Annotated in this window: 4 protein-coding genes; 2 read left to right on the top strand and 2 right to left on the bottom strand. The window is 44.2% G+C overall.

Translation table 11 applies throughout. From position 1 onward, the window contains the following. Both istB and AAKU61_RS14580 read left to right on the top strand, forming a co-directional pair. On the top strand, positions 1-724 hold a 724-nt coding region (gene istB / locus AAKU61_RS14585; protein ID WP_354333344.1), incomplete at its 5' end, for an IS21-like element helper ATPase IstB. 394 nt (positions 725-1,118) lie between these two features. Then, on the top strand, positions 1,119-1,892 hold the full coding sequence (locus tag AAKU61_RS14580) for an exodeoxyribonuclease III (RefSeq protein WP_354333342.1): 774 nt from the start codon (positions 1,119-1,121) through the stop codon (positions 1,890-1,892). A 136-nt stretch (positions 1,893-2,028) separates the two neighbouring features. Here the strand turns inward: AAKU61_RS14580 and AAKU61_RS14575 are convergent, their stop codons facing one another. Together AAKU61_RS14575 and AAKU61_RS14570 are read right to left on the bottom strand one after the other, a co-directional pair. Continuing rightward, positions 2,029-3,765: a bifunctional metallophosphatase/5'-nucleotidase gene (locus AAKU61_RS14575; protein WP_354333340.1), complete on the bottom strand. Its 1,737-nt coding sequence runs from the start codon at positions 3,763-3,765 to the stop codon at positions 2,029-2,031. A gap of 122 nt (positions 3,766-3,887) precedes the next feature. Continuing rightward, complete coding sequence (locus AAKU61_RS14570) at positions 3,888-6,263, bottom strand: TonB-dependent receptor (RefSeq protein ID WP_354333338.1); 2,376 nt, start codon at positions 6,261-6,263, stop codon at positions 3,888-3,890. Positions 6,264-6,678: the final 415 nt, after the last annotated feature.

Genomic DNA, 6,678 nt, shown 5'->3' with positions numbered 1-6,678 from the left:
GCTCATTCAACACTTGTTAGAAGCGGAATCGACGGATCGAGCGATGCGTTCGATCCGTTATCAGTTGCACGTTGCCAAATTTCCGATTCATCGCCACCTAGCTGATTTCGATTTTAGCCAATCCAAAGTAGACCAAAAGCTGATCGAACAGTTGGCCACGTTAGCCTTCACAGAGGCTGCGCACAACGTGGTGCTGATTGGTGGCACTGGCACAGGTAAAAGCCATCTGGCAACAGCACTGGCGGTCTCCGGTATTACGCAACATGGAAAGCGAGTGCGCTTCTTCTCAACGATTGAACTGGTGAATGCCTTGGAATTAGAAAAGGCAGCAGGCAAACAAGGACGCATGGCCCTAAGCCTTATGCAGATGGATTTGGTGATCTTAGATGAGTTAGGTTACCTGCCATTCTCACAGGTGGGTGGTGCGTTACTGTTCCATTTACTGTCTAAACTCTACGAACGAACCAGCGTCGTCATCACGACCAACCTGACATTCTCTGAGTGGAGCAACGTCTTTGGCGATGCAAAACTGACGACTGCGTTACTGGACCGACTGACACACCATTGCCATATTATTGAAACAGGTAATGATTCCTATCGTTTCAAACATAGCAGTGCCACAGCAAAAATGCGGATTAAATCAAGAGAAAGAAGCCGGGAATTAAACAAGCCTGAGACTGAGATATCAGCAGAACCTGGTGAAGTCTCTGGGCAGGAGTTTTAGTGCTTAAGTGGCTAAATTGAGTTCAACAAATGGAGAAAACAATGCACACATAATTGATCGACAAACCTGAAACAAACTTGTATGCTCAGCAACTAAGCGCCTGGTCAATATTCAATGCATCCCCAGCTGGTCAATATTGAGTGCGCGCCAACAGACTGGTTGGAGTAACGTAGTAACTTGATGAAGCTGCGCTAAAATTGCTAAATATTTAATTTAATTCAATTATTTTTCTCCATTGATGCGTAAGCAGACGCAGTAGCTACAAATTATCCTATCAATATACTGATCACTACTTATCTTTTAAGCCAAGTAATTTGGATAATACACAAAAGAAATAATTGTTCGATTTTCAATATGTTTTAATCTATTTTTCTTTAAGTTTTAATTACGAAACATGACAAAAATTATCTCCGCTAACCTCAACGGCATACGCTCTGCTTCAAAAAAAGGCTTTTTTGAATGGATGCAGCAACAGCAAGCGGATTTTGTTTGTGTGCAAGAGCTGAAGGCGCAAGCTGACGATATGACGGTAGATTTTTTGATGCCGCGGGGCTATCACGGTAATTTCCATTACGCGGAAAAAAAGGGATATTCAGGGACCGGGGTGTATAGCAAAGCTACGCCAGATAAAGTGGAGATTGGTTTTGGTAGTCCTGAATTTGATGCTGAGGGGCGCTATGTGCGCTGCGACTTTGGTAACTTGTCGATAATCTCAGTATATTGCCCTTCAGGATCATCCTCGCCTGAGCGGCAAGAAGCTAAATTCCGGTTTATGGCTTTGTTTTACCCGCACTTACTGGAGCTGATTGCCCAAGGACGTGAATTAGTCATTTGTGGTGACTGGAATATCGCCCATAAAGAAATCGATTTGAAAAACTGGAAAAGCAATCAAAAGAATTCCGGCTTTTTGCCGGAGGAACGTGCATGGATGACGCGCTTGTTTGATGAGCAAGGTTGGGTTGACGTGTATCGCCGCTTGCATCCGGATACGACTGGGGAGGCTTATACCTGGTGGAGCAATCGTGGCCAGGCATGGGCAAATAACGTCGGTTGGCGAATTGACTACCATGTAGCAACGGCGGGTATTGCGGCTAAAGCGAAAACAGCCGCTATCTATAAAGACCAGCGCTTTTCAGATCACGCGCCACTGATTATCGAATACGCATAAAGCTGTCTTTAAGAAAAATACTCCCTGTATGTATATGATATCAAGCTTAGATTGTCCATATAATCATTGGACAATCTAAGCTTAACTATTAATACTCCCTCTATTCTCTAAAATAAATCAAAAATCGTTTGCCAATCTATTCACTTCGTTTGACACGGTCTGTCGCCACCGCAGCCAGTTTGCCGCCCTCGGCACGCACATAAGTTTCTAGTGCATCTAAATCACGTCCGGCCAGTTGACGATCTTGTCCTTGCTTAAACATAGTGAAGGCGTCGCCACCATCGGCCAGAAAACTATTTACAACGACCTTGTAGATTTTTGCCAATTCCAAAGGTTTGCCATTAATCAGAACATTTTGCACCCGCTGGGGTAGTGGCAGAGCGGCGCTCCAACGGTAGCTAAAGCTACTCGAAACGAATAACTTTTTAGGATTATCCGCCTCGCGTCCTTGCCATTGCTGCTGCAAAACGGCCATGATCTGCTCTCCAGATAAGCTCATACGAACCAGATTGTTACCAAATGGCTGTGATGCGTAGATATCGCCAAAAGTCACGGCTACCGATTTGGTCTCCGCACCCGACGGCAAGTCACTGCGAATACCACCCGAATTCATGAAGGCAATATCTGCTGGTCCACTATTTTGCGCGTACTTCAATTGCGCATCGGCGATAACATTACCCAAACTACTGTCAAAAATACCCTTAGCACTTTCACGCTTTAAAGGTGCGGCTAGCGTTGTAACCGGGCGCAGGCGGATTTCTGTGGTCAATGCTGCGACTTTATCCACTAACTGCTGCGCTTGCGGATCAGGTTTTAGCTTCTGCTGATCCACAAGATAATTGATGGCGCTACTAGCAATCACTTGCTTACTGCTACGGTCAATGATGAGTTTGGTTTCTGTGAGATAAGCGCCGTAACTGCGTGCCTGCACAACTAAGCGACCATCAATCTTGCAGGTGTATCCTTGGTGGGTATGCCCGGAGACCACTAGGCTGATTGCTTTGTCGAGTTTTTTGCTGATATCAATAATCGGCCCTTCTAAACCATTGCATGCATAACTTGGATCATTGGCGTCACCTTTATAATTACCGCCCTCATGGATAAGGACCACTATAGCGGAGACGCCTTGCTGTTTAATCTCTGGCACATAACGATTGATCGCAGTTGCCTCGTCCTCAAACTGCAAACCCCTTACACCATCACCTGCGACTAAATTGGGAGTGTCGGAAGTAACCGCGCCGATAAAAGCGATTTTGACATCACCGACCTGGCGAATCACATAGGGTTTAAGCCAGGATTTGGCTGTCTGCGTATCGATCACATTGGCAGCAATATATTCATATTTGGCACCAGAAAAACCTGGGAAGGGGCAGCCGCTCAGCGGACACTCGCCTTTTATCTTGCTCAATAAATCAGCCCGGCCAGCGTCGAATTCATGATTGCCAACAGAAGTAACTGATAAGCCCATTTGATTAAAAGCCTCAATCACTGGCTGATCCTTTAACAAAGCAGAACCGATAGGCGATGCACCCATCAGATCGCCAGCCCCGACAAAAATGCTGGCAGGTGCTACCAGACGGCGCTGTTTTAAAAGTGCGGCCAGATAAGCGTAACCGCCGGCGAGCGTGGTCATGGCCTCACCGTGATCGTGCCCATGTTCTACCGGTGCCACTGGTGCCAAATAAGGTACAGGTTTATCAGACTGCAAATTGCCATGAAAATCGTTGATACTAAAGATCGTAATTTCACTTGTGCCAGCAGCGATTGACTGTTGTGCCGACTCCAGCCCTGATTGTTGTGTTTTTTGTGACACCGCACAGGCAACTAGCAGTAATGAGACCATCAATGCTGGTACCGACTTCATCGTTAACATATCCATCCTTACAAAAAATGAAAAAAGCCTGCAATCGCGCTAAGCATGATTGCAGGCTCAAATACTGAAGAAGTTGCGACTAAGCCTAAGCGCATCGCAACCTCCGGTCTTGCATTGACTGGTTAGAAATCAGCAGACAAAGTGACAGACATGAAACGTGGTGCGCCTAAGTAATAGAAAACACCTTTTGCCGCAGCAGTGCCATAGGGCAGCGCATTGGTTACGTTAAAGCTAGATGGATTACGATATTTCTCGTTAGTCAAGTTACTAACATTGAGGCGCAACGTTGGCTTTTTCAAATAAGTTGTGTTTGGGAATTGGTAACCAGCGTCAAATCCAAGCAAAGTATAAGAAGGCACCAGTTCGTCGTTAGTCATTGTTGCTTGTTGACTGCTTGTGTACTTAGCCGTCATTCGCGTATACCAAACACCTGTTTCATACTGTGCGCTTAGACCAGCTTTCCAATTAGGCGTCAAAGTCATTTCTTTACCTGCAGTCGGTAAAGTTGCCGTTGAACTGACGACTAAATTATCTTGAATCTCGCTCTTCGCATAACCCAATGAGCTGTAAAACGACCAGCCATTGATTGGAGTATTACCTAATTCAACTTCAAAACCATGGGTCTTAACTTTTCCGACATTAGCCAAACTAACGGTATTTGTTGAAGGATCGTAAGCTGTTGCTTGGCGATTCTGGAAATTCACTGCATACACTGTGGCTTGAGCAGTTAATTTATCGCTTTGCAAACGGTATCCAACGTCAAGATTATATGAAGTTTCAGCTTTGACATCGATAGGCAACGTGGCGACGCCATTAGTTACAGGCAAACTTGCATAAACAAAATTTGGTGGAGCCTTCATATTACGAGCGAGACTAGCAAAAATCGAATTATTGTAGTCAATCTGGTAACGGGCACCCAATTGCGGCAATAATTCAGAATAAGTTCTCTTAATATTATAAGTAACAGGCGCACTTTCATTCGCGTAATTAGTGAAATCACGTTTCATCGTAGGAGCACGCAAACCAAGGTTAACCGATAACTTGTCCTCCATCATGCTGATTGTATCTTGTGCAAAGAACTGATAAGCAGTACTAATTGTTTTCCAGTCACGGTTTTCAAATGGTGTGCCATCTGGGCGAAGAATACGGCCTTCACGCATCCAGATGTCGTTAGAATTGCCATTAGCATCGACTGCGACCATAGGACCAAATTGTTCATGTACTGCGCGCTCAACCCAGAAACCCGCCAAAATTTGATGATTACCAACGTTGTGGGACAAAGAGGCAGTAATACCTGGACGGTTGGTACGAGTTACGTTACTGCTGGCAACAATCACTTTGTCTAAAGTGTCGCCGTCACCATTTAAATCCACTCCAGCAGTATTTTTTCCAGTAGCTTTATTAAGGAATGCGCTTTCTGTTTGCAAACGTTGCTGTGTACCGCCAGTGCCGAAACCGTACCAAAAATAAGGAATGATTTTCAGGTCAGTATTTTCACCGACTCTGAACTTACCTACGGCTGATGCAATTATGTTCTGGAACGGGTTTTGTGTCAGCTTATAGAAAGTATCAGCATTTGCTTGGGTAGGATCATTACCGGCCTTACCTGGACTTGGGGGCACGTGTCCAATGAAGCTAGTAGAATAATCGTAGTAGTAACCGTTCTTCGCCAAATCAGCTAAGTTAAAAGTACTAATATTTTGGTTAATCGCACGGTTATACAAAATCGTACCGTTAATCGAATTAAAACGATCAAAGTCTGTACGGAAGCCGAAATCCACGTGATCACGGTTAGCACTGCCCTCACCTTTCCATTTATCTGCTTGAGCATGCGACACCGAAATGAACATGCGTGAACGCTCGTCTAACATACCAGTATCGTAACGAACATACGTTTTGGAGAGCGATAAACCACCCAAAGTTTGCATTACACGTATATTTCTTTGCTTAGCCGGATCACAAGTTGTAATGCCAATGTTACCGCCGGTAGCACCAATTTGTGGGGAATCTACGTCCGTAGAACCTTGAGTAACAAATTGCGTACAAGTGTTTTCCTGATCAACGAACTCTTGCGGAAACACAGAGAAGCTACCTGAATCATTGACAGGCACACCGTTAATAGTCACACCGATCTGATCGCTGTTAAAACCGCGCAAAGTCAAACCACCACCGAACAAACCCGTAGCGTCATAGTTATAGCTATTAACCGCTGGCATCAATTCAAGCGCTTGGTAAGCATTACCAGTTGGACGCTGTTTTGACAATTCTTCTGCGGTCACTGTACTACGCGCTTTGGGCGCTATTTCTTGCACCATCAGACCCATACCAACTTTTTTGCCAGTGATCGTGACGCGATTTGGATCGACTGGTTCATTTGATTCTGCTGTTGGTGCTGTTTGCGCATAAGCAGACATGCTCAGGCAAACCAACTGGCAAGCGACAGCAACCATCGACAAACGCGATGGGAATGTCGATGAAAGTTTTCTTGATTGCTTCATTTACTACTCCTTGATCAAGGTTTTTTTTGGAATTTACTAATAGATATAAAAAATGCACGAAAAACTATTTAAACAAACATCTGATACCAATTTAAGTTACTAAAAAAACAATCTATTCCGCTTTTATTTACGAGCAATTTCAACACAGCGAAAAGCGGATCAAAAATTTGAAAATATCTTCCAATCGACATAAGGAGCGTTGCATCATCACAACAAACTCTTCGTTTTAGAAGAAAAATTGCACAAAAAACATTCAAATTTCGATCAGCGCAAACGATTGCTTTGTAACTAAAAACTTTTAATTCCAAAACGCGCAAACGATTGCTTTACCAACTAAAAAAAACGATAAGGGCTGCATCCGGATTTTGTTTTTCAATTCTTTGGCTACAAATTCCATACTGCTACAGAGGAGAAC

Source organism: Undibacterium sp. GrIS 1.2 (assembly GCF_040544435.1).
In the GTDB taxonomy this organism is placed as follows: domain Bacteria; phylum Pseudomonadota; class Gammaproteobacteria; order Burkholderiales; family Burkholderiaceae_D; genus Undibacterium.
The sequence above is the reverse complement of the archived record's forward strand: the minus strand, read 5'-3'. Positions and strand labels throughout refer to the sequence as shown.